General features: G+C 40.5%; 20 protein-coding genes. 7 read left to right on the top strand and 13 right to left on the bottom strand.

All coding sequences use genetic code 11. The features are described from left to right. Window positions 1–368: 368 nt before the first annotated feature. From ACPZ3T_RS15130 to ACPZ3T_RS15110, 5 genes are all read left to right on the top strand, one after another. A complete protein-coding gene (locus tag ACPZ3T_RS15130; protein WP_490270313.1) occupies window positions 369–1,397 on the top strand; it encodes a response regulator in 1,029 nt (342 codons plus the stop codon). 244 nt (window positions 1,398–1,641) lie between these two features. Continuing rightward, on the top strand, window positions 1,642–2,019 hold the full coding sequence (locus tag ACPZ3T_RS15125; RefSeq protein WP_490270312.1) for a response regulator: 378 nt from the start codon (window positions 1,642–1,644) through the stop codon (window positions 2,017–2,019). A gap of 4 nt (window positions 2,020–2,023) precedes the next feature. Further along, on the top strand, window positions 2,024–2,521 hold the full coding sequence (locus tag ACPZ3T_RS15120) for a chemotaxis protein CheW (RefSeq protein ID WP_490270311.1): 498 nt from the start codon (window positions 2,024–2,026) through the stop codon (window positions 2,519–2,521). 65 nt (window positions 2,522–2,586) lie between these two features. Beyond that, window positions 2,587–4,830, top strand: coding sequence for a methyl-accepting chemotaxis protein (locus ACPZ3T_RS15115; protein ID WP_490270310.1), 2,244 nt, complete (start codon window positions 2,587–2,589; stop codon window positions 4,828–4,830). A 206-nt stretch (window positions 4,831–5,036) separates the two neighbouring features. Beyond that, complete coding sequence (locus tag ACPZ3T_RS15110; protein ID WP_490270309.1) at window positions 5,037–7,997, top strand: hybrid sensor histidine kinase/response regulator; 2,961 nt, start codon at window positions 5,037–5,039, stop codon at window positions 7,995–7,997. Between the two features lie 210 nt (window positions 7,998–8,207). Here ACPZ3T_RS15110 and phnM read toward each other — a convergent pair whose 3' ends face one another. Both phnM and phnL read right to left on the bottom strand, forming a co-directional pair. Beyond that, window positions 8,208–9,344: a phosphonate metabolism protein PhnM gene (gene phnM, locus ACPZ3T_RS15105; RefSeq protein WP_490270308.1), complete on the bottom strand. Its 1,137-nt coding sequence runs from the start codon at window positions 9,342–9,344 to the stop codon at window positions 8,208–8,210. A gap of 29 nt (window positions 9,345–9,373) precedes the next feature. After that, complete coding sequence (gene phnL / locus ACPZ3T_RS15100) at window positions 9,374–10,099, bottom strand: phosphonate C-P lyase system protein PhnL (protein ID WP_490270307.1); 726 nt, start codon at window positions 10,097–10,099, stop codon at window positions 9,374–9,376. Between phnL and ACPZ3T_RS15095 the strand changes: the two genes are divergently transcribed. Continuing rightward, window positions 10,098–10,220: a hypothetical protein gene (locus ACPZ3T_RS15095; RefSeq protein WP_490270306.1), complete on the top strand. Its 123-nt coding sequence runs from the start codon at window positions 10,098–10,100 to the stop codon at window positions 10,218–10,220. The genes phnL and ACPZ3T_RS15095 overlap by 2 nt on opposite strands. A 22-nt stretch (window positions 10,221–10,242) precedes the next feature. On the opposite strand, the gene phnK is transcribed toward ACPZ3T_RS15095, so the two are convergent. The 8 genes from phnK to phnG all read right to left on the bottom strand — a co-directional run bounded on the left by phnK (window position 10,243) and on the right by phnG (window position 16,908). Next, window positions 10,243–11,016, bottom strand: a complete 774-nt coding sequence (gene phnK / locus ACPZ3T_RS15090) for a phosphonate C-P lyase system protein PhnK (RefSeq protein WP_490277228.1) — start codon at window positions 11,014–11,016, stop codon at window positions 10,243–10,245. Between the two features lie 38 nt (window positions 11,017–11,054). After that, window positions 11,055–11,969, bottom strand: a complete 915-nt coding sequence (locus tag ACPZ3T_RS15085; protein WP_490270305.1) for an alpha-D-ribose 1-methylphosphonate 5-phosphate C-P-lyase PhnJ — start codon at window positions 11,967–11,969, stop codon at window positions 11,055–11,057. A 69-nt stretch (window positions 11,970–12,038) separates the two neighbouring features. Continuing rightward, on the bottom strand, window positions 12,039–12,632 hold the full coding sequence (locus tag ACPZ3T_RS15080) for a phosphonate degradation HD-domain oxygenase (RefSeq protein WP_490270304.1): 594 nt from the start codon (window positions 12,630–12,632) through the stop codon (window positions 12,039–12,041). Window positions 12,633–12,757: 125 nt separating this feature from the next. Then, window positions 12,758–13,963, bottom strand: a complete 1,206-nt coding sequence (locus ACPZ3T_RS15075) for an alpha-D-ribose 1-methylphosphonate 5-triphosphate diphosphatase (RefSeq protein WP_490270303.1) — start codon at window positions 13,961–13,963, stop codon at window positions 12,758–12,760. Between the two features lie 14 nt (window positions 13,964–13,977). Then, window positions 13,978–15,147: a carbon-phosphorus lyase complex subunit gene (locus tag ACPZ3T_RS15070; RefSeq protein ID WP_490270302.1), complete on the bottom strand. Its 1,170-nt coding sequence runs from the start codon at window positions 15,145–15,147 to the stop codon at window positions 13,978–13,980. Between the two features lie 156 nt (window positions 15,148–15,303). Continuing rightward, the gene (locus ACPZ3T_RS15065) at window positions 15,304–15,759 is read right to left on the bottom strand and encodes a GNAT family N-acetyltransferase (protein ID WP_490270301.1); all 456 of its coding nucleotides are present in this window, start codon (window positions 15,757–15,759) and stop codon (window positions 15,304–15,306) included. Continuing rightward, window positions 15,749–16,348, bottom strand: coding sequence for a phosphonate C-P lyase system protein PhnH (phnH, locus tag ACPZ3T_RS15060; protein WP_490270300.1), 600 nt, complete (start codon window positions 16,346–16,348; stop codon window positions 15,749–15,751). The genes ACPZ3T_RS15065 and phnH overlap by 11 nt, the downstream gene beginning before the upstream one ends. A 113-nt stretch (window positions 16,349–16,461) precedes the next feature. After that, complete coding sequence (gene phnG, locus ACPZ3T_RS15055; protein ID WP_490270299.1) at window positions 16,462–16,908, bottom strand: phosphonate C-P lyase system protein PhnG; 447 nt, start codon at window positions 16,906–16,908, stop codon at window positions 16,462–16,464. Between the two features lie 265 nt (window positions 16,909–17,173). On the opposite strand from phnG, the gene phnF reads away from it, so the two are divergent. After that, entirely contained in the window at window positions 17,174–17,896 is a 723-nt protein-coding gene (gene phnF, locus ACPZ3T_RS15050) for a phosphonate metabolism transcriptional regulator PhnF (RefSeq protein ID WP_490270298.1), read from the top strand. 28 nt (window positions 17,897–17,924) lie between these two features. Here phnF and phnE read toward each other — a convergent pair whose 3' ends face one another. From phnE to phnC, 3 genes are all read right to left on the bottom strand, one after another. Continuing rightward, entirely contained in the window at window positions 17,925–18,698 is a 774-nt protein-coding gene (gene phnE, locus ACPZ3T_RS15045; RefSeq protein ID WP_490277227.1) for a phosphonate ABC transporter, permease protein PhnE, read from the bottom strand. A gap of 389 nt (window positions 18,699–19,087) precedes the next feature. Then, on the bottom strand, window positions 19,088–20,089 hold the full coding sequence (gene phnD, locus ACPZ3T_RS15040; RefSeq protein ID WP_490270297.1) for a phosphonate ABC transporter substrate-binding protein: 1,002 nt from the start codon (window positions 20,087–20,089) through the stop codon (window positions 19,088–19,090). Between the two features lie 148 nt (window positions 20,090–20,237). Beyond that, complete coding sequence (gene phnC / locus ACPZ3T_RS15035) at window positions 20,238–21,035, bottom strand: phosphonate ABC transporter ATP-binding protein (protein WP_490270296.1); 798 nt, start codon at window positions 21,033–21,035, stop codon at window positions 20,238–20,240. Between the last annotated feature and the right edge of the window lie 206 nt (window positions 21,036–21,241).

Genomic DNA, 21,241 nt, shown 5'->3' with positions numbered 1-21,241 from the left:
AAACTACCGTAATCTTACGGAAGTAATTGCCAGAATTAGGCGGAATTAAGTTAATGGCAACTTTTTTAAGTGTAAATACTGACCAATGCTAAGTTAAATTCTGTTAATTTTGCATTATTATTTCAGTGTTTATGAATTAAAAGTTACTCATAAGGTATCTGACTCATTCAAGTCTTTACCTTTTCTTGACTTAATTCTACTCAGTACAAGTAACCAAAATCACGATTGATTACGCATGATTTTCATGGGGTTTAACCACAAGTCTGGGATTCAAAAATTTGTATGTAAAATTACAAAAAACTATTAAATGATCCTTGATAGGAATTGTGGTAAAACTGCTAAACCAATTTAGCTGAACTAAAGACAAAATGAACACAACTCCTATAAGTAGCTACCGATTAATCCAAAAACTACATCCCATATCCTTATTAGCACAGCTAACGAGTCGCAATGCTACGGGATGCTTGCGTATATTTACAGATAAAGCTTTTTGGACAATTAACTTAGAGCAAGGTAAACTGACCTATGCTTCATATTCAGATAAGTTATTTGATCGTTTGGATAGTCACCTACGACACTTAAGTCAAAAAATCCCCAATCTCAACAGTGCAACTCGTGTGCAAATGCGGTTGATGTTTGAACCCCAAGATGAAAGTCAGTCTTTAGCTTATGCTGATTACCAAGCGATTTGTTGGTTAGTTAATCAAGAACATATTACTACCAAACAAGCAGCAATTCTCATAGAACAATTAGCTAAAGAAGTGCTGGAATCATTTCTCATGGTAAAAGAAGGCAGCTATGAATTTTATCCTGAAACTACTTGGGAAGAATTACCCAAGTTTTGCTATTTAGATTTACGTTTATTAGTGGAACATTGTCAAAGACAATTAAGAAATAGACCACGGATTACCTCACCATCTAATAGTAGTGGTAGTGCGCCAGTTTTACCTACAAATAAACCATTAAAAACTCAACCAGCAGCGAAACCAAATCATGTAGAATCAGTTGAAAATCCGCGATTGGTGCGAAGAAGTTTATATACTGTTGCCTGCATAGATGATAGTCAAACAGTGTTAAATTCTATCAAAAGCTTTTTAGACGAAAATGTATTTGCCGTAGTAACTATAAATGATCCGGTAAAAGCTTTAATGCAAATTCTCCGCAGTAAACCAGACTTAATTTTACTAGATGTAGAAATGCCAAATTTAGATGGTTATGAGCTATGCTCTTTATTGCGAAGACATTCAGCTTTTAAAAATACACCTATTATTATGGTGACAGGGAGAACAGGATTTATTGACAGAGCAAAAGCAAAAATGGTTAGGTCTTCTGGCTACTTAACCAAGCCATTTACCCAGTCAGACTTGTTGAAAATTGTGTTTAAACATCTGGGATGAATCAATTCAAAATTCAAAATTCAAAATTCAAAATTAAAGACAGCCACCCACAAGGGGAAGCCACTCTCATTGGCGGGTTTCCCGACTTGAGAGAACTGGCGTTGGGGTTTCTACCCACCTTCTCTACGAGTGACAGAGGCAAGGAAAACAAGGATTCTTGGAGGAAGTACGGTTTTAAACCTAACTTTTTCCGATAAGCAAGAATTTAAACTATAAAATATGCAATATTTAAGGAGATTTAACAGTGAGCTTGACTTTAGTAGGAACAATTTTAATTGTGGAAGATTCTCCCAGCGAATTAGAATTGATGAGCCATTATCTTCAAGAAGGTGGTTACAACGTGATTAAAGCCTCTGGTGCAAAGGAAGCTATTGAAAAAGCTTTAGTACAAAAGCCAGATGTGATTGTCACTGATGTAGTGATGCCGGGAATGAGTGGATTTGAATTATGTCGTTCGCTGAAAAGAAACCCTATAACTGCCAAAGTACCAATAGTTATTTGCAGTTCTAAAAATCAAGCAATTGATCGTTTGTGGGCAATGAAACAAGGTGCTAGCGACTATATCACCAAACCATACACCCGCGAACATTTGTTACGTGCTATTAAATCAGTGGTGATTTAAATTGATGAATAATAATTCTAAAGCTACTTTGACAAAAAATCATCAGCAAAATAAATTAGGGGATGCTTATCTAAAGTTTCAACTGAATCAACAAACTGCTGCGATTTTAGCAATGAATCATACACAAGAAGCAGTGATTTTACCTGTTGATAGTATCACCCCTATGCCCAATATGCCCGCTTGTATTTTAGGGTTAATGAATTGGCGCAGCCGGATTATTTGGACAGTTGATTTACCAAGACTACTAAATTTAGAATCTTTAGATAATAGGGTACGTCAGTATAACATTGTGGTCATTAAAGTAGAATCCCTAATTTTAGGATTAGTGGTACAGGAAATTAAAGGTATCACTAAATTTATGTCTGATGAAATTCGTTCCCCTATAGGACAAGTGGCATCAAGTTTAGTACCTTATTTACAGGGTTGTGTGACACAACAAGCAGAAGTATTTCTAGTCTTAGATGCCCAAGCAATTGTTAATTCGGCAGTTTTGTATAAATAGACGTTAATTGCTATTACTCAAAAATTGATTTGTGTTCTCTGTAACTACTTAGGAAAATTTAAGTTATGTTCCATAAAACTGATATGGCTAAGAGTGGAGATGGTAAGAATGGTCAATCATTTATCGTTAATCAAAAAAATAGCAGTAGTATAGTTAAACTGCCAAGTCAAACTCAGCATCAAACTAGTGGTAATCCTTTAGATAATTTAGTTAATTATGTACAGCAATTGAGTTTGAGAACAAAAGCTGTAATTTTAGCGATCGCACTCGGTACACTACCAGTATTCACTCTCGGCGCGATCGCTTATAATTTACTCAATAAATCCATCACTGAGGAAGTCACCAAGGGACAACAAACCCAAGCCATCGGTTTAGTTAACACAGTTAACCGTTATATCTTAGAACGTTATCAAGATATTCAAACCATCGCTAATTTACCATTCCTGACTAATTCTCAGGTGAGAAACATCACCACACAAACAGAAAAGCAAGCACTCCTCAATCAAGTTCTCCAAATTAACCCCAACTATGACAGCATAGCTGTATTTGATTTAGAAGGTCAGGTAATTATTCAATCTACCAGTGAACGATTAGTTACAGAAAAATATCAAAATTATTTTCAAACCATCCTGCAAAAAAATACCCCGGTAATTAGTCAACCAGAAGCAACAAATATTTACCTAGCTGCACCAGTTAAAGATACAATCACCGATGAAACTATTGCCATAGTTCGCGTGCGGATGCCAATTAAATCCCTAGAAACAGCGATGAAAAATTACATCGCACCAGGGCATATATATAGTTTACTTGATCAGTCGGGCAAAGTATTTGTAAGTCAAGACCAAGAATTATTAGGTAAACAAATTAAAACCAGTTATCCTGACTTAGCCTCACTGCTAAGTTATGAAAAAACCGATAGTTTAATTACAGATGGCAAACTTTATAGTTACGCACCATCACCACGCCTAGAAGGTTTACCTAACCTCAATTGGCCAGTTTTATTAACCACAGATGCCGAAATTCTTTGGCAACCCCAAAGACAGTTATTGTGGGTAGTAGCCATTGGCACAGTCATCACAGCTACCGTTGTTGGTGCGATCGCAGCTTGGTATGCCCAGCGTATTACACAACAACTCTCTAAAGCCAGTAACACCTTAACAAAACTCTCTCAAGGCGAACTAAACAGCCGTGTAGAAGTTACCACCGATGATGAATTAGGACACTTAGCCGCCAATGTTAACCAAGTCGGTGAATATTTGCAGATTTTGTCCCAACAAAAGACAGTTATCAGTCGTAACTTAAGCAGTGAAGAACAAGAAGCCCTACACATACAACTATTAGAACTCCTCAGTCATGTAGAAGATGCCGCCAGAGGTGATTTAACAGTCCGTGCCGAGGTAACAACCGGGGAAATAGGCACAGTTGCCGACTTTTTCAACTCCATTATTGAAAACCTCCGGGATATTGTCACCCAAGTTAAACAAGCCGCAAATCAATTAAACACAGCCATTGGTTCTAATGAAGGCGCAATTCGCCAATTAGCAGAAGCAGCCCTCACCCAAGCAGCACAAATTAACCGTACCCTTGACGCGGTTGATAACATGACTTACTCCATGCAGGGTGTAGCCACCAGCGCAGAACAAGCCGCCACCGTCGCTAACCACGCAGCCCACACCGCCACCACAAGCGGACAAGCAATGGACTTAACAGTACAGAATATTCTATCCTTGCGGGAAACCGTCGCCGAAACATCCCGAAAAGTCAGACGCTTAGGAGAATCTTCGCAACAAATTTCCCGTGTAGTTTCCATCATTAACCAAATTGCCACCCAAACCAACCTACTAGCAATTAACGCCGGTATCGAAGCCGCCCGCGCAGGGGAAGAAGGCCAAGGTTTTGCCGTCGTCGCTGAAGAAATTGGCGAATTAGCCGCCAGAAGTGCCACCGCCACCCAAGAAATTGAATACATTGTGGAGAACATCCAACGGGAAACCAGCGAAGTAGCCAAAGCCATCGAAATTAGTACTACCCAAGTAGTAGAAGGTACGCAAATTGTTGAAGAAGCCAAACAAAGCCTCAGCCAAATTTTGCAAGTATCACAGCAAATCGACTTTTTAATTAAGTCAATTTCCACAGCCACCGCATCCCAGGTACAAACATCCCAAAGAGTCAGTCAACTCATGCAAGATGTTGCCCTAGTGTCAAAACGCACCAGTGATTCCTCCCATTTAGTTGCTCAATCTTTGCAACAAACCGTAGAAATTTCCCAACAGTTACAAGCAACCGTCGGGACGTTTAAGGTTAGTTAGGGGTGTAGGGGTGTAGGGGTGTAGGGGGCAGGGGGCAGGGGAGCAGGGAGCAGGGAGCAGGGGGAGACAAGGGAGACAAGGGAGAAATGTTTACTCAATGCCCAATGCCCAATGCCCAATGCCCAATGCCCAATGCCCCATTCCCAATGCCCAATGCTCAATCTTAATTACGAATTACGAATTACGAATTACGAATTAATTTACTTATGTCAAAAGATAAAGAATTAGAAATTCAAAGACAATTTCTGGAAGAAGCCACTGATTACATTAATACTCTGGAAGTGGTGTTATTAGAAATTGATATTCATCACCGGATTGATTTAGATAAAATTAATGGGGCTTTAAGGGCTGCTCACTCGATTAAAGGGGGGGCGGCTATGATGGGATTTCGATCTTTGAGTGATTTAGCTCACCGTTTAGAAGATTCTTTTAAGGTTTTAAAAACTAGTAAAAATTCTCTGGCAATTGATACTAATTTACAAAGTTTACTGCTGTCTGCTGTAGATTGGTTGCGGCAAATTGTGGGATTACTACAAGAAGGTAATACCATAGAACAGGAGTGGTTAACAACTTTTTGCTATCCTGTTTTTGATCAATTACATAGTCGCTTGGGTGATCCTACTCCAGAAGATGCCGCTACAATCTTATCTACAGATGAGGGGCAAGATATTATTCCTCTGCTGTTTGAAACTGAAGTGGATGAATGTTTGCAGCGTTTAGAATCTTGGTTGGGAGAGCCACGAGAGCCAAATTTACAGGCAGAAGTGGCAACCCTGGCGGCGGAATTGGGCGGCTTGGGGGAAATGTTACAACTTACAGCTTTTACCCAGCTTTGTGAATCGATTCGATTACATATAGAAAACGCATCAGGCGATCGCATTTTCCCTATAGCCCAATTAGCGTTAAAATCATGGCGGCGATCGCAAGCTTTAGTATTAACTCATCAACGGGATAATCTACCCACCACAATCAATTTAGATGAGTTAGAATCCCTATCTCAAGCAGCCGCAATTCCTGCTGCAAGTTCTGAAGAATTTGAAGAAATACCAGAATATTATACACCATTTTCAGAATTTATTCCTGATGATTTAGTCTACAATCAGGAAAATATTCATCATGAATTAGCAGCAGTAGATTTCGCCCAAATCAACACAATCTTTGGGGAACAAGTAGAAACTCAACCAGCACAAATTGACTCAATTTTATCAGAAACTCTTGCCCAATCTCCAGTCTCCAATCACCAATCCCCAACCGAGAAAGACAGAGAACATCAACAAGAAAATTCAGTCAGAGTTCCCAACAAGCAATTAGAAAACATCAATGATTTATTTGGAGAATTAATTGTCCAGCGTAATGGACTCAATTCCCAACTGGAAAAACTACGTAAACTAGTACGTAATTTAAATCAGCGTGTGCGAACTCTAGAACGAGAAAATCAGGAGTTACGTACAGCATATAATCAAACATCTGCCAGAAATTTTATTTCTGTTAGTCAATCCTTAGCGCAGAATGAAGATAATCCCCATGCTGAATTAAACTTGCGATCGCAAGTTGTCATGGAAACCATTGTCCAAGTTCAAGAAGTGGCTACAGATATTCAACTCAGTGTTGATGATACAGATCAAATTGCCCGCAAACTCAATAAAACATCAAAACAATTACAAACCAAACTCAACCATATCCGAATGCGCCCCATCTCGGATTTAGTCGAGCGTTTCCCTAGAGCCATCCGCGATTTAAATGTGGAATACGGTAAAAATGTCCAACTACAAGTCAAAGGCGGCGATACTTTAATCGAGCGCAGCATTTTAGAAGCATTAAATGAACCTTTAATGCACCTTTTAAGAAACGCCTTTGATCATGGTATCGAAGAACCAACCGCGAGGCGCGCTCTTGGTAAACCAGAACAAGGATTAATTGAAATTACCGCCACCCATCAAAGTAATCGCACCATTATTACGATGCGTGATGATGGTAGAGGTATCCCTGTGGAGAAAATTCGCGCCCGTGCTATGTCAATGGGCATAGATGAAGCTTTACTAACTCACGCCAGCGACGAAGAACTATTATCACTGATTTTTGAACCAGGCTTCAGCACCTCCGACAAAGTGACGGCTTTATCTGGGCGGGGTGTAGGTATGGATGTAGTGCGTAACAACCTAAAATTAGTACGGGGCGATATCAAAGTTGATACAAAAGCAGGCGTTGGTACAACTTTTACCTTATCTGTGCCATTTACCCTATCTATGGCAAGAGTGCTATTAGTAGAAAGCAATAAAATGCTGTTGGCATTTCCTACCGATGTCGTGGCAGAACTATTTTTACTGCAAGCCGAGCAAGTTATCGCCACAGGGGATAGTGAATTTATTCATTGGCAAGGCTCTACACTGCCATTAATTCGCCTGGGTAACTACCTAGAATTTAACTGCCCCCGCTATGATACCCCAGAATTAGAAACTCCCCCCGCCATCAATGCTACTAGTGTATTAATCATCCCAGGAAATCAACCAGTTGCCATGCAAGTAGACAGATGTTGGGGTGAACAAGAAGTAGCTATTCGCCAAGTTGAAGGCAATATACCCCTACCCACAGGTTTTAGTAACTGCACAATTTTGGGTGATGGTCGAGTAGTATCCTTAGTTAATATCAGTGAGTTGCTCTATTGGATTGCTAATGATCAGCGTACCCCCAAAAACCATCAATTACCATCAACTAGGTTAAAAACACCATTTCTATTTTTTAATAGTGCTAAAACACCACCAACCGTTATCCAATCCAAAGGCACAATTTTAATTGTTGATGACTCAATTAATGTCCGTCGTTTCTTAGCACTTACCCTAGAAAAAGGAGGGTATCAAGTAGAACAAGCTAAAGATGGACAAGATGCGTGGGAAAAGTTAACTAATGGTTTACAAGTTCAAGGAGTAATTTGTGATATCGAAATGCCCCACCTTGATGGTTATGGCTTCTTAGATAAAATCAATTCTAATAACACAACTAAAAATATCCCCGTCGTGATGCTGACTTCTCGCAGTAGTGATAAGCATCGACAACTAGCAATGCAATTAGGGGCGCGAGCTTATTTTTCTAAACCTTATAATGAGCAAGAATTGCTCCGCACGTTAGAGGAAATTATTAGTCAGGTAAGTAATGTCGTGTTCGGTTAGAGATTTATAATTAAGACTGCAAGGGGGCAGGGGGCAGGGGGCAGGGGGCAGGGGGAAGAAAGAGTTTTTTCTTTCTTCCCAGATTCAGAGAATTATAACTAATGATCAGAACTTGATATAATGAGCAATAACTAATGGGTATTTACTCATTACTCATTACTCATTACTCATTACTCATTACTTATTTAATTTCGTTCACTTTCCAAACACCTAAGCTACCCGATCGCCTCGGCAGATAGTTGTCATCAAACGGGGTACAATACCATCATTATGAACAGTGATAAAATCGGCTCTTTTGCCTATCTCTAGACTACCGCGATCGCTAAATACATTAATCGCTTTGGCTGGGTTACTGGTAAATAATTGCATGGCTTCGTAAATAGGTTTACCCGTCTTCTCGGCAATAATAAAAATTGATTGTAACAAGCTTTGAGGAACGTAATCAGAAGAAATTACATCCACTAAATTATCTAAAACCAGTTCCATTGCGGAAACATTACCAGAGTGAGAACCACCTAAAACTAAATTTGGCGCACCCATCAAAACTTGTAATCCTGAACTGTGTGCGGCTTTAGCTGCTTCTAAGGTAGTGGGAAACTCAGCTAATACTGCGCCATCTTGCACCGCTTCTTGGACGTGTTCCACAGTAGCATCATCGTGACTCGCTAAGGCAATACCTTGAGTTTTACAGAGTTCTACTAAAGCTATCCGGTTTTTTTGGGCATACATTTCCTGTCTCTGCTGACGAATTAAAATAAACTCGTCAATTTCGTCAGCCTTGACACCATGTTTACCCATGTAATATTCCTTAAACTTATCTAAGCGAAGAAACTGCCGTTGTCCAGGGGTATGATCCATCAGTGAAATCATGGATAACAAAGGATGATTTATATACTGTGATGTGATTTCGTACACCTGTTCATAAGCCAGTTCACAACGTAGATGTAGAAGATGTTCCACACAAAAGCGTCCGGCTGCTTTTCCTTGGGAGATGGTATCAATCATGGGTGCATAGTTAGTTAAGCGGGGAGATGCGATCGCTATATCACCAATTGCGATCGCGTCACAAACTGTTGTTACTCCCGCACTAGCTAAATCTCGATCATGATAAACGGCTGCGGCTGCTAAAGGCCAACGAATCCCCGGACGAGGAGACATACAGCGTTCTAGATTGTCGGTGTGTAACTCAATCAATCCTGGTAAGAGATAATCTCCTTCACCATTTTCACCCTGATTGACAATTCCTGGTTGAATATCAGCAATTAATCCATCTCGGATTACTAAAGTACCTAGCAATTCTTGCTCTGGTAATTGCAAAAGATAATTAGTATAAACTTGCTCATTCATAATAATTAATTGTTGATGATTTTATAGTTTTAGCTACTAAAGACTAATTCACGGTTACAGAGTTGCGATCGCACTTCTTCATCATGAAAAATTCCAATTAAACAACAGCCTTGTTTTTTTCGTTCTTGTAATAGTTCAATCACTATTTGACGATTGGTAGCATCTAGGGCTGATGTTGGTTCATCTAACAGCAGAATAGGATAATCAACTGCTAAGGCACGGGCAATATTTACCCGTTGTTTTTCACCACCAGAAAAGGTTGTGGGGGAAAGATGCCATAGTCTTTCTGAGAGGTTGAGGCGATGAAATAAGTCTTTAACTTCGTTAAAAGCAACGTCTATATTTACGCCTAATTCTAATAGAGGTTCAGCCGCCACTTCTAACGCTGGCACTCTCGGAATTACTCTTAAAAATTGACTAACATAGCCGATAGTTTTCTGTCTAACTGCTAAAATTTCGTGGGGTGCAAGTTGACATAAATCTATCCAAGAATCTTCATGTTTCACCCAAACTGCACCACTATCAACACGATAATTAGCATATAAACACCGCATAAATGTAGATTTACCAGTACCAGATTCACCAGAAAGAGCGATACATTCACCCGCATTAACTGTTAAAGAAACTCCTTCTAAAACCGATAGCTGTATTCCTCCTTGTTGATGCAAAGTAAAACTTTTTCGCAAATTCTCCACTTGCAAAAGTGCTTGGCTAGGGAAGTTTATTGTTTGATGATTAAGAGTTAATGATTGCATGGTTAAGATTATTGGAGAGCAGAGGGAGGAGGGGAGTAAGGGGAGAAAGGGGAGACAAGGGGGCAGGGGAGCAGGGAGCAAGGGAGCAGGGGGAGTAAAACTCTTGAATTTTGAATTTTGAATTTTGAATTGATATGCCCAAATTATGGTGTTAACGCTGCACTAACTAATAGTTGGGTGTATGGATGTTGGGGATCATCGAGGACTTGATCGGTTAAACCTGATTCGACTACTTGTCCTTTTTGCATGACTAGTAATCTGTGTGCTAAAAGTCTGACTACGCCGATGTCATGGGTGACTAAAATTACACTCAGGTGATAGTTGCGGACAAGCGATCGCAATAAATCCAATAATCGCGCCTGTACTGATACATCTAACCCTCCCGTCGGTTCATCCATTAAAATCAACCGAGGACGGGTTACTAAAACACGAGCTAGTTGTAATCTTTGTTGCATCCCGCCAGAAAACTGCACTGGCAAATCATCAATCCGGGCTGGATCAATTTCTACTTGCTGTAACCAATGGGCGGCTTCATCCCGAATATTACCGTAGTGTCGTATGCCTATATCTAGCAAGCGTTCGCCGATATTTGCGCCTGCACTCACCCGCATTCGCAAACCATCACGGGGATTTTGCTGCACAAAACCCCATTCTGTTCGCATTAACAAGCGTCGTTTAGCTTCCGCAAGTTGAAAAATTTCTATGTCTTCATCATTACGATTAATATAAGTAACATTACCTTGGTCAACAGGAATATGATTAGCGATCGCACTCAACAAAGTAGACTTACCCGAACCAGATTCCCCGACAATACCGAGAACTTGGCCAGGATAGAGATTAAAGGAAATGCGATCGCAAGCCTGAATCGCACCGTAAGATTTACTTAATTGGTGAATCTGTAAAAGAGGTTTGGGCATAGGGCATAGGGCATTGGGTATGGGGTATGGGGTAATAGTCAACAGTCAAGATTCTTTTTACAAAAATCTGTATCTGAGCAAATCCACATTCGCCCACCTTCGTCGTCAATTACAACTTCATCTAGATAGCTTTCTGTCGAACCGCATAACTCACAGGCTTTATCCCATTTTTCTACAGTAAAAGGATGGTCTTCAAAATCTAGGCTTTTAACCTTGGTGTAAGGTGGAATTGCATATATGCGTTTTTCTCTCCCTGCACCAAATAATTGCAATGCGGGACTTATATTCATTTTGGGATTGTCAAAACGTGGGATGGGGCTAGGACTCATCAAATAACGGTCATGCACCATTACCGGATAATCGTAAGATGTAGCAATATGTCCATGTGTGGTGATGTCTTCGTAAAGTTTGACGTACATCGCTCCATATTCCTCTAAGGCGTGCATTTTCCCAGTCTCTACAGATGAGGGTTCGAGCCAACGCAAGGGTTCAGGTATTGGTACTTGGTAGACTAAAATCTGTCCGTCTTGGAGTGGTGTTTCTGGTATGCGATGGCGTGTTTGAATGAGAGTAGCTTTGTGTGTGTGTTCTGTTGTCTCGACACCGCAAACTTTTTTGAAAAAACGACGAATATTAACGGCGTTTGTGGTGTCGTCTGCACCTTGATCAATCACTTTCAAGACATCATTTTGACCAATTACACTAGCTGTTACCTGAATACCACCAGTACCCCAACCATAAGACATGGGCATTTCTCTGGAAGAAAAGGGAACTTGATGTCCTGGAATCGCCACAGCTTTCAGCAAAGCGCGACGAATAGAACGCTTTGTTTGCTCATCTAGGTAGGCGAAGTTAAAGCCTGTTTCTGGGGATTGGGGATTGGGGATTGAGGATTGGGGATTGGGGACTGGGGATTGGGGACTGGGGATTGGGGATTGGGGAGGAGGATTCATGGCGATCGCCTGATAACTAAAATCATGTGAAAAAAGAAAGCTAGTTCGTAGTAAGGACTTTAGTCCTGATCAAAGGACTGAAGTCCTTACTACAAACCTTGAATTTTGCATGAATTGAATGAAGTGATTTAAGTCAGGTGTTGGGAGATTGGGGATTTTGGCTTTGTCGTCAAAAATCCTTAACTGTACTGCGTCTTGGGCGTAAGGTTGTTCGATAAACTGTTCTGCTTCCGTTGGGGAAAATATCCCTCCTTGCAGTTCTAAGCTGCGTTTAGATGCAGCTGAAAGACTATCCCAGTATTCAGGAACAACTGAGCAAAGATAGCGTTTGGCGACAACATGAAGTCTAATAGGTTCTGTGACTGCTGGGCTGAACATCTTTCGTAATAAAGGTATGGCGCGATGTTCATGATAATCATCTATACCTTGGCTAGCAGGGTTATCACCTAAGTCATGGATTAAATGTCCTAAATCGTGGAGTAAACAAGCGGTAATTAATTCATGGCTTTGACCGGATTTTTCAGCGAGGCTAGCACATTGCAAGGCGTGTTCTAATTGGCTAACAGCTTCCGCACCATACAATTGTGAGCCTTTTTCGGTGAATAGGTTAATAATGCTTTCGATGGTAGGGTTCATGTTGAGGGATTGGGGAGGAGGATTCATTGCGTCGCTTAATAACTAGAACCATTTGAAAATAAAGAAAGGTATCTAGTTTGTAGTAAGGACTTTAGTCCTGATTAGAGGACTGAAGTCCTCACTACGAACCTTGAATGCTTTAAATTATGTTTTCATCGTTGAATTTGGTATCTAGCGACTTCTTGTCCGGCTATGTATACAGAGCTAATTGCAGTAATTGCAGATGGTAAGGAATCATTAGGAGATATCAAGAGAAAATCTGCATCTAAACCTGGGGCGATTTTGCCTTTGCGATCGCTAATTCCTGCCGCTTCTGCGGGTTGGCTAGACACTAATGACCATGCTTTTTCAAAGGACATTAAACCTAATTCTTGCAGTTTGAAGGGGGCATAAAACAACGAAGGATAATGATAATCTGAACAAAGACAATCAATCACGTTATGTTTTACCGCCTCAGCTACACTCATCAAACCTAGGTGAGAACCACCGCGCACTAAATTAGGCGCGCCCATGAGGACGGCTGCACCATATTCACGAGATTTAGCAGCTAAATCTACAGTCGCCGGAAATTCTGCGATCGCAACTCGTCTTTGTTGACTAAGTGCAACTTTTTCAGGGCTATCATCATCATGAGATGCCAGGGGAATCTTGTGTGTATGAGCTAATTCCACCAGTTCCTTGATTTGTACATCACCTTCATCTCGTCGTGCTGTAACTTGATTGATTAATTCTTCAATCTCCTCTATAGACATAGATGATCTTTGCTTCACACTATTGATATAGCGGCTAAATCTCTTATGATTACCTGGGGGTGGTAAATGATCATTAATAGATAAAAGATGCACACGATCAGATATTATCCAATCACATAACTCATCATGTCCGGCTATATTGGCCTCTTCATGTCTGATATGAATACGATGGTTGCAGTGTAAAACTTGTTCACCTGTACCTAAGATGAAATCAATTAAAGCACGAGCAGAATCACGACTCCGTAAACCCGGTTCATAAGAGTCAGTAATTGAGCAGTAAAAAGTAGTAATACCCGATGCTAAAAGATTACGGTCATTATCTGCGATCGCAATTGGCAAAGGAAAATTCACCCCAGGACGAGGACAAATCATCCTTTCAAAAGCATCACCATGTAAATCAATAATTCCTGGTAACATTTGGAGGTTTTGAGCATTCACCAAATGAAACCCATCAGGACTAATTACCTGATCAATCCTTATAAACTTCCCATCTGCAATTAAAACCGTAGCATCTTCCACCCACCCATCAGGAGTTAATACATCCACTCCTTGAATAGCAATTTTCGTATTAGTTTGACTGTTGACTGATTCATTAAAAAATTTCATATCTTTTTTATTCCCTATTCCCCTAACCCTATTCCCTGTTCCCTGTTCCCTCTACTTCGTATTTTCCGCACCAAATTCAACTCAGCCTGAAAGTCGATATAGTGCGGCAACTTGAGATGTTGTACAAAACCCTGAGCTTCCACATTATCCGAGTGTAAAAGTACAAACTCGACATTTTGGGCTGCGCCTTGAACTGTTTCCCCTAATTCCTCAGCGCGCATTGCTCTATCTACCAACGCCATAGACATCGCTTTACGTTCGTTGTAACCAAAAGTTAGCCCATAGCCACGGGTAAATTGAGCAGGTAATTCTTTACTACCTTTAAATTGATTAACCATTTGCACTTCGGTGACAGTAATATCTGCGATCGCAATTTCAAATCCCAATTCTTCAGGAAAAATCACCACCTCAACTTCCCCCACCCGAATCTCCCCCGCAAAAGGATGGTTTCTGCCGTAACCTCGTTGTGTAGAATACGCCAGAGACAGCAAAAACCCCTCATCAGCACGCGCCAGATTTTGCAATCTCGCATCCCTTCCCGCCGGAAAAGTTAAAGGTTGACGAGTTAAATCAAAGGGTTGGGGACTAGGGACTGGGGAATGCTGAGAAAATTCCCCCTTGTCTACCTTGTCTACCTTGTCTCCCCTGTCTCCCTTGTCTCCCCTACACCCCTCCTCCTCTGCTTGCATCAATCCTTCCCTATCTAGAGTGTCAATCACTCGCGGAACTGGTTCTGTAATTGCTTCTGTTTCCGGTGCTGTGGGAACTTGTCCTTCTGCTATTAATTTAAAGTCTAGTAGTCGGTGGATGTAGTCAAAGGTAGCTCCTAAAGTTTGTCCTCCTGGTACATCTTTGAAAATGGCAGAAATGCGGCGTTGAATCTGCATTTTACTAGTGTCTAGAGGTTCGCTGTAATAAAAGCGGGGGAGTGTTGTTCGATAGGCGCGTAATAAGAAAATAGCTTCAACTAAATCACCCCAAGATTGTTTAATCGCTAGGGCTGCTAACTCTCGATCATATAAACTACCCTCACACATTACCCTGTCTACTGCTAAAGTCAGTTGTTGTTCAATCTGATCTATGCTCAATTCAGGAATTGCCGGATCACCTCTGCGTCTGCTTTGCAGGAGTGCTTCGGCATTTTGAATGGCTTTTTCCCCACCTTTGACTGCAACGTATGGCATGATTTTAATTCGTAATTCGTAATTTTAAAAACTTATACCGGTTCTTGATGTAGCTTGCCTGGCGTAGCCATAGATGCACTTTCTTCTGTACTGTAGAGACGTTGCATGCAACGTCTCTACATCATTGATTTGGGGCAAATTCATAGAGAATTGGTATTAGTGTTGGTTTGGTTGGAGTACGCATTTAAAGCTCCAGCCGTGCTGCTCGAATCCTAGTGATTGATAGAATTGATGGGCGCGATCGCGTTTCAAATTAGAGGAAAGCATGATTTTATAACACCCAGCTTCAGCACTTAGTTTGATTGCAGTTTTTACCATCTCACTACCGATTCCCTGTCCCCGCATTTGAGAAATAACTGTGACTGAATCTAAAATTGCAAATTTGTGATAGCCTCGGTGCATCATTGTTGGTGCATAAAGCAGGCTAAAAGTACCTACAGGTTGCTGATTTAAATAGGCAATATAGATGTGATAATTAGGAATTTGTGCAATTTCTGCAAAGATTTTTTCTAAGTTTTCATTGCCTAAAGGTGGCTCACCATCCATGTCAGCATAAAACTGATTTAATAGAGGTAAATCCTCACAGTTAGCAATACGAATATCAAGATTCATAGCATTGTTTCAACTTCGCTGTACGCGGTAGTCCCATGACTGCATTTTCTGTAAATAAAAACACATCTACACCTTCTGGATAGGCTTGATGATTCTGTTGCCAAAAATCCCAAAAATGGGGGGGAAGTTTGGGCGCGATCGCTCGCTCATCTAAAATTCCTGGTGCTGTCAAAATTACAGGTTTTCCCATATCAAAACTTTCTAGTTGTATTAATAAAGTTGTTGAGGCTTCTGGTTTTTCAGCCGTTCCCCAGTTGAAAATAGATAATTCCGGTAACGTCGCCAAATCTTGAATTAAAGCAAAGTCAGCTAACTTTGGGTTTTGTGTAAAGCGACAGCCAGTATGAAACAACAACCAAGCCCTAACCTGAGCATCAAAACCTGGCTGTAACCACACCACAACATCCAAATCTAACAACGTCAGACAAGCCGCCCCACAAGCAGGCGTTAAACCCGTAGGTACACTCATCTGAGCAGTTATCTGATAAGCTAACCCTGGTCGAGCATGAGCATCCAACAAAGCCCGAAATGTACTTTGTGCATCATGAATCGCATCGTGAAAACCTGGTAATTGTGTAACTTTAGTCAAGTCGCTTTGCTCCAATTCAAAATTCAAAATTCAAGAGTTTTTCTGCCTCTGCTCCCTTGTCTCCCTTGTCTCCCTTGTCTCCCCTGCCCCCTGCCCCCTGCCCCTGCCCCCAATCATTCCCCCCTCACCATCGTGAAAAAATTCACCTTCGTCGCTGCGGCTTGGCGTTGTTTGAGTTCTTGCTGCTTTTGGCTCTCGATTTGCAAGGGTTGAATCACTTCGGCTTGAATTTGATCATGCCAATGTGGGGTTTGTAGTAAGGCATCACAAACAGCCGCTAGTTCTGCATGACGATGCGATCGCCCTGCAACATACCCAAATCCTGTGATGGCTTCTTCTTCTTGCTTCTCTAACTGCACCACACAGCGAGTCATGGTAATTTCTCCCAAGTTAAACGCCTCCCCTGTACCCCCAGCACGCCCCCGCACCATCGCTAGTCCAATCTCTGGAGAGCGTAAAAAGCTATATTTGGGCAAATTACTAATGTTATTTACCAATTTTTCTAATAGCTCTAACTCAGCCTTCGCTAATGTCGCCATCCATGCTTGTCGCTGGATCATGATGCTTTGCTCCCAATTCAAAATTAACAAAGCCCAACAATTAAGTATTTGGGTAAGACTTGCATGAGCATTAGGTGTTCAAAACCCCTATACCCCTACACCCTTACACCCCTACACCCTCCCACAACCAATAGTTTTGTTGTGTAAGTCCGAGTAACCAGTATTTTGTTTTAAACTATTCTTAACTTGTCTAGACATCTAGATGAAAATAGATTAACGCAATTTGGACAAGTTGACAATCTAATATTGATACATGAAAGAAATCATGCCGATATATATTCAAATTGCTGATCAACTGAGACAAAACATTCATCAGGGGGTGTATCAAATTGGTGAGCAACTACCAACGGAAACCAAGTTAGCAGAACAGTTTGCGGTGAATCGCCATACCCTCAGACAAGCGATCGCTCTCCTGAAAAATGAAGGATTGTTAAGAGTTGATCGAGGGCGGGGTACTTTTGTCGCTGCTAAAACTATTCGCTATGCAATTGGTAAGCGCGTGCGTTATAACCAAACTTTAAAGGCGCAAGGTTGGCAAGCGAGGTATCAATTATTGCGTGTATTAGAATTACCTGCGGATAATGCGATCGCTAAAGGATTAGAGATTACTTATGGTGAGCCAGTAGCATTAATTGAACGTTTAGCTTTAGCCGATGAAGAACCCATTAGTATAGGGACAGGATATTTTCCCCTGAAGCTATTCCCTGATATTTTAGAGCCGCAAAACATCAAATTTTTACAAGAACAGCAATCAATTTCTCGGCTTTTACAGGAAGTATATGGATGTGATCATATTCGTCGTAGTACCTGCGTTTCTGCTCGTTTAGTTCAGCCTCATGATGCTAAATGGCTGCAATTACCTCTGAATCAACCAATTCTATTAGCAGAGTCAGTCAACGTTGATCAAACAGGTAAAATTATTGAATATGGTGTAACGCGATTTCGGGGCGATCGCATGGAATTATTTTTTGAAAATGATACCGAATAAATTCTGAGCAATCAACTATCAAACTCATCTAAACTAACCACTTTCTTACCCTTGCAGAAAGTATATCAATTGTACCTGTAGCCACAATTAAAATTATCAAAATTGCACAGACTTTTTGATATTGAAATGCGCCAAAACTTTGATAAAGTGAAACCCCAATACCACCAGCACCGACAATTCCTAATACAGATGCAGAACGGACATTAGATTCAAATCTGTAGAGAGTGAAAGAAGTCCATAAAGGCATCACTTGGGGAATCACCCCATAAATTACTTCTTGAATTTGACTTGCACCAGTGGCTCTAATTCCTTCTACGGGGGCTGGTTCAATTGCTTCTACTGCTTCAGAAAACAGTTTTCCCAAAGTCCCTGCTGTATGTACAAATAAGGCCAAAACTCCAGCAAATGGCCCTAACCCAACAGCAACTACAAATATTAAAGCAAAGACGATTTCATTAATAGCGCGCATAGCATCTAAAAGGCGACGTGTGGGTTGAACAATCCACACAGGACACATATTATTAGATGCTAGAATTGACAGAGGAACAGCTGCGATCGCTGCCAGTAAAGTCCCCCAAATTCCCATCGAAATAGTAATCAGCGTTTCTTCTAAATAATACTGCCAATCACTAAAATCTGGGGGAAAATATGAACTGATATATTCCGCCATGTTACCTCCCCGTTGTAGCAACACAGGGAAATTTAACTCGCTTTGATAATAGGCAAAAATCAAAATAGCAGCAATCCCGACAAGAAATAAAACTTTTTTAGCACTCACAATCTTTGCTTCTTGCTCTAGCATTGCTATCACGCTAGGAGATACATTAGCACTTCTCTGATTTAGCGATCGCACTTTTATTCACCTATAAATCTAACACCACTGTAAAGTAAGCCTGAAATTTGTAGTGGACTGTATAGACTAAAATAGTCCAAAAATGAAATTTCTATCCGCGTTTATAAAAATGAAATATCTTAAGTGATACAAAAAGAGTAAGATAGAGTTCGTAGTAAGGACTTTAGTCCTTATGTGTTCACGGAGCGTCTGTCTACGACACGCTCCGCGTTGGCGTAGCCTCTGTCTACGACACGCTCCGCGTTCGCCTAGCGTCCCGCAGGGAACGTAGAGAACGCAGAGAGAACTAAAGTTCTCACTACAAACCTTTAATTATTTACCCTATTCTACTTAAGTCATTATTGAATTTCTTTGAGTTGCTGATTAAGTTCTGCTATTTTTTGTTGCTTCTCTTGCTCACTGAGATTTTGTTTAGCTTGAGTTTCCTGGATTTTTTTAGCAATGTCTAACTCTCGAATTGTATGCCAAACTTTATCATCAGCTTGGACAAAGCCAGCAATTTCAAATGGTTCTAAAACTTTAGCATCTTTGTAATTATAGAAAAAGTTTTGAAATTTTTGCTTAATATCTGCTGGTAAATCTCGACGATAAACAATAGGATCACTAGGAATGAGAGGAGATTGCCAAATGATTTCAATTTTCTGTCTAGCTGTAGGATTAGTTCTTTCTAAACGTTTTAAGGCTTCATTGCTAACAGTAGCGACATCTACTTGTTTATTAGCTACAGCCAAAGCAGAAGCTTCATGACTTCCAGCAAAAATCAGCCGCTTGAATGATTTTTTGGGGTCAATATTATTTTTGGTAAAAATGTAGTAACTAGGAACTAAAAATCCAGAGGTAGAATTAGGATCATTAAAAGCAAAGGTGAGATTAGCTGCATTTTGAATTACATATTTATCGCCACCTGCTGCTATAGCTGCCGCCGCAATGGGGTTATCTTTATTAGCAATTAAATGAGAATAGTAACCTCTAGTTCCGTCTGCACTGACTACCTGAGCAAAAGCTTCTGCATCGGCTACTTTTGCAGCTTCAATATAAGATTTACCACCTAACCAAGCCGCTTGAACTTTACCAAAACGCATTGCTTCAATGACGGCTGCATACTGTGTCACATAAAAAGGCTTAATAGTAATGCCAATTTCCTTTGACATAGCAGCCGCAAAAGGTTGCCAAATCGGTTTTTGATTAGCCTGAGATTCTGTAGACAATACACCAAAATTAATTTCTTGAATCGCTGTATTGCTAGTATTAGCCTCAGAATTACAAGCTGAAAGTATTTTGGCACTTACCAAAGATCCAGTAAACAAAGAAGCCTGTTGAATAAATAACCTTCTATCCATAAGTTTAGTGTTCAGATGTAAGTAAAAATTATGAATTGTTGCAGAGATAATCAACTATGAAAAACTACCTAACTCAGAGAGCGAATTACGTAGCTTGCTTCCGCGTAGCGGTATTACGTTAGCGAAGCGGGACGAAGTCCATTATGAATTAAACTAGCAGTTCTCCATGTCCTCTCATTACTAATTCTTCTGCGGCTGCACCGTAAATTTCATTGAGTTTGTTGTCATCTAGTTCTACAGTTGCACCATCAAACATCACTTCGCCATCTCTTAAAGCGATCGCACGCTCAAAGTAATTCCGCACCATTTGAATTTGATGTAAGGAAGCAACTACAGTAATTCCGTTTTGGCGATTTAGTTCTACAAGTAACTCCATAACTTTACGTGCTGACTCAGGATCTAGAGATGCAATAGGTTCATCCGCCAGCAGGATTTTCGCTCCTTGTACTAAGCAACGCGCGATCGCTACCCGTTGCTGTTGCCCTCCAGATAGCATAGATGCTCGTTTATAGGTATGTTCCAGAATCCCTACTCGCTCTAAGGCTGCTAGAGCTTGGATTTTTTCTGCTTTGGTAAATAAATGTAATGTTGAGCGTAAAATAGATAATCTTGCTAAATTACCAACTAGAACATTCTCGCTCACCGTTAGCCGATTGACTAAATTAAACTGTTGAAAAATACAGCCTATCTGGCTGCGTAAATACCTAATTTTAGAATGTAATTTGCCCTGGCTTTGTAGTACAGTGCCAAAAATAAACACTGTGCCTGTATCTGCAATATGCAAGCCATTGATGTGCCGCAAGAGAGTAGATTTACCTGAGCCAGATGCACCTATGAGGGCAACCATTTCTCCCTCATGAATTGTGCAGGATACATTTTTAAGTGCTGTCTTTCCTTTAAAATTTTTGGAAAGATTACTAATTTCAATAGCCACTGTACTTGTCATTTGTTGACATATTAATGTCTCTGTCTAACATTAATAGTGCTTGATTAAAGCATGGTTAAGAGAAGGCTAATTTATGATTTAATTGCTGATTTATCAGTCTGATGAGGGAGCAAATTCTAGAAATATATGAATATAATGGGGGTTTAAGAATATTTAAAAACTTTGATTTAGCTAAAACAAAAATAAGAAAATATATGTAGTGGAGT

Source organism: Aliinostoc maniaoense, from assembly GCF_058172895.1.
This window is presented reverse-complemented; position numbering and strand designations above follow the sequence as displayed.